Origin of the sequence: Moorena sp. SIO3I8, assembly GCF_010692325.1 — a bacterium.
Classification (GTDB): domain Bacteria; phylum Cyanobacteriota; class Cyanobacteriia; order Cyanobacteriales; family Coleofasciculaceae; genus Moorena.
In genome coordinates this window covers 1-2,786 of record NZ_JAAHHW010000261.1, presented here as the reverse complement: position 1 = coordinate 2,786, position 2,786 = coordinate 1, and the positions used below count along the sequence as shown (strand labels likewise).

Here is a 2,786-nt window from a genome sequence, read left to right as displayed (position 1 = left end):
ATTTCACGAGGGATGGATTTTCACCATCATGGTTATCAAGTTGTCAAGGTTCAGTTTCCTGAGACCAGGCGGCTAATCCCCCAAAACCCTTGTAGGGTAAGGTTTATAGTCAACGAATCGCACCTTCCCGAGAAATTCGTTTTAAAAATGGTGTAGAAATCAACGCCAGCAGGAAAAAAGGTGGTAAAATCACTAAAATTAGCAGCGCCATCTTCCAACTGTACCAAAACATCAACCCCACATAGATAAAAACTGTTAGTAAATCTAGCAGGATAGATAACGCCTCACCCGTGAGAAACCGCTCAATTTTACGATTTTCCTGAATCCGGGAGGTAATATCACCCACAAAACGAGACTCAAAGAAACCTAAAGGTAATCGCAAGGTATGGCTGATAAACCCCACAATCAGTGCTAGGTCTACCTTATTCGCCGTGTGGTCAAGCAAATATTGCCGCAACCCGGTAATCGCCACCCGAAACAGAGTAAACATCAGCAATCCTAACCCCACAGCAGTTAGGGTGAGGGTGCTCCGTTGCACCACCACTCGGTCTAAAATTATCTGGGTAAATATCGGTGTAATCAGACCAAATATCTGGATCATCAGGGAAGCAATAAACACCTCCAGCAACACGAAACTGTGAGGTTTTACCAACTCAAAAAATTGCCAGAAAGACGTCTTACTCCTGGCTGCCTGACACAAGTGGCTCAAAGCACGCAATTACATGGTTTATGAGAAAAAGGGCAGAGTGTTATGCTGACGCTAGAGCCATTACACAACTAGCAATTTGAGCATGTCTTACTCTACCCAATTTCATGATCAACTAATGAGCTTTTTGCGTCAATACAGCCGCTACCGCGATCTGCGTCACATCAAAGCTCTAGCTTGGATGGTGAGCGCCTTAATCTGTAGTGGCCAGTTTTGCCAACCGGCCTGGGAGCCTTATGTCCCGAGTCGTGCCAAATTTGCCCAAAGTGTTGAACGCGCCTTGGCACCGCTTTTTGAGCAATACTCGCCATTTGTGTGAAGTCGCTGTATATTCCCCTAGTATTACTCGCCTTAAAAGATTGGCAGTCCCACCGTCTATATCTTGCCCTCGATACCACAGTCTTATGGAATCGCTACTGTATGATTCATCTATCGGTGGTCTGTTGTGGTCGCGCCGTACCATTCCTATGGCGGGTACTGGAACACAACAGCGCGGCAGTAGCCTTCGATACATATCGACCCTTGTTACGTCAAAGCCAGTGGCTATGAAGTCAACATCCTGATGTGATGTTGAAAGCCCATCGGGGCAAAGCAAACCACGATCTGATCAGTTGGTTACAAGCTAGCAATTGGCACTACTGCCTACGATTGCCCTGTGATGTACTGCTTCATGGTCCCCATCGCTATCCCGTTGAAGTCAGCTATCTGTGGCCACCATATGGAGTTGCTGTCTTTTATCGTAATGTTGGTCTATGGCAAGATGGAGTACATCGTTGTAATCTTGTATTAGCCAAGGTCAAAGGGGTCTTCGAGCCCTGGGCCGTTATTACCGATGAGCCTCCCACCTTACTTTCTTTGTGGCAATACGGTTTCCGTTTTAGGGTAGAGGAACTATTTTTAGATAGCAAATCCGGAGCCAAAGAAGCTCGAAGACTCTCGCATTCGCTCAGCTGTTGCACGCTTAGCGGCTTATGCCCGTGGCTGCCGTGGCCTTGCTTTACGCCACCACCCAAGGCATGGCTGTTCAATCTTGTTGGCTTACGGCGACAGGTAGATCCCCATTGGTTTCGAGGCCTCAGCTATCTCAAAATTGGTCTGCGTTGGCTCAAGGGCGTAGTCAATAAAGGTCGGCTACTTTTAACGCCAGTACCATTGTTGCCAATAGATCCACAACCATGCTTTGCTAGCCATAAAGCCAAGTCTGATTACTACGACCAGATCTGGTTTTCGCGCATCCGGTCATGGAGCGTGTAGAACCTGATCAGCCTAGTTTTCACATAGATGTGTCAGGCAGTCAGGCGCTATAGTTCCAAACCCCCCTGCTGCAACTTCTTAAATGGATCCAGAATTAAATCCATAATCCGACGCTGGCGGACAATTACTTCTGCGGTTGCAGTCTCCCCTGGGCGGAGAGCAATACATTCCTTTGGTGTGGGCATACAGGTTTTATTGAGTTTAATTTCTAGGTCATAAGTAGGCACTTTACCCTGCTCCGTTTCCGTCACCTTGGAGGTTGGGTAAATTTTGATTACCTTTCCTTCTACTACCCCATAGTCTTGGAAAGGATAAGCATCAAACTTCATTTTCACTGCCATTCCTTCCCGTAAGGAGCCACTTTCTGAAATAGCGATCTGCGCCCGCAGGGAAAGGAAAGACCCCTGTGGGGCAATCTCGACTATAGTATCTCCAGGTTGCACCACAGCCCCGGCACTTTTGATTGGGGACTGAAACACGATTCCCTCGATCGGAGCAGCTAACATCCTTTGATTTAACTGAAATTCCAAGGATTTAATCTGACTTTTAGTCTGAGATAGTTCCGCTTGGAGGGTAGTAATTTGGGTTTCTATATTTTTCAGTTGTTCCTCACTTTTTAGTAACGCCAGTTTACCAGAATGAACGTAACCGTTCAGGGGGGTAGAAGTGGGATAGCCAAAAATTGCCACCAAACTATGGTATAGCAGTCGCCATCATAGTTAGGACAAAGAAAACGAAAAGCCCTTCCACTTATCGTCCGATTTCTGTCATGCCTTTTCCTTACAGCGAAGACCTGCGCCAAAAAGTAATTCAGGCGATCGAACTC

The 2,786-nt window shown here is 46.7% G+C and carries 5 protein-coding genes; 3 read left to right on the top strand and 2 right to left on the bottom strand.

Going from position 1 to position 2,786, the window contains the following annotated elements; genetic code table 11:
* Positions 1–109: 109 nt before the first annotated feature.
* Positions 110–718, bottom strand: a complete 609-nt coding sequence (locus F6K51_RS35910; RefSeq protein ID WP_293030610.1) for an ABC transporter transmembrane domain-containing protein — start codon at positions 716–718, stop codon at positions 110–112.
* Positions 719–791: 73 nt separating this feature from the next.
* On the opposite strand from F6K51_RS35910, the gene F6K51_RS35905 reads away from it, so the two are divergent.
* The 3 genes from F6K51_RS35905 to F6K51_RS35895 are packed head-to-tail and all read left to right on the top strand — an operon-like array spanning position 792 to position 1,960.
* Entirely contained in the window at positions 792–1,025 is a 234-nt protein-coding gene (locus F6K51_RS35905) for a hypothetical protein (RefSeq protein WP_293030607.1), read from the top strand.
* A complete protein-coding gene (locus tag F6K51_RS35900) occupies positions 1,022–1,255 on the top strand; it encodes a hypothetical protein (protein WP_293030604.1) in 234 nt (77 codons plus the stop codon). The genes F6K51_RS35905 and F6K51_RS35900 overlap by 4 nt, the downstream gene beginning before the upstream one ends.
* Before the next feature lie 18 nt (positions 1,256–1,273).
* Positions 1,274–1,960 (top strand): hypothetical protein, encoded by a 687-nt coding sequence (locus F6K51_RS35895; protein WP_293030601.1) that lies wholly within the window; start codon positions 1,274–1,276, stop codon positions 1,958–1,960.
* Positions 1,961–2,007: 47 nt separating this feature from the next.
* On the opposite strand, the gene F6K51_RS35890 is transcribed toward F6K51_RS35895, so the two are convergent.
* On the bottom strand, positions 2,008–2,649 hold the full coding sequence (locus F6K51_RS35890) for an HlyD family efflux transporter periplasmic adaptor subunit (protein WP_293030598.1): 642 nt from the start codon (positions 2,647–2,649) through the stop codon (positions 2,008–2,010).
* Positions 2,650–2,786: the final 137 nt, after the last annotated feature.

Coding starts and splice junctions, on each gene's coding strand:
- F6K51_RS35905 (WP_293030607.1), top strand. CDS start 792: ATGTCTTACTCTACCCAATTTCATGATCAACTAATGAGCTTTTTGCGT.
- F6K51_RS35895 (WP_293030601.1), top strand. CDS start 1,274: ATGTTGAAAGCCCATCGGGGCAAAGCAAACCACGATCTGATCAGTTGG.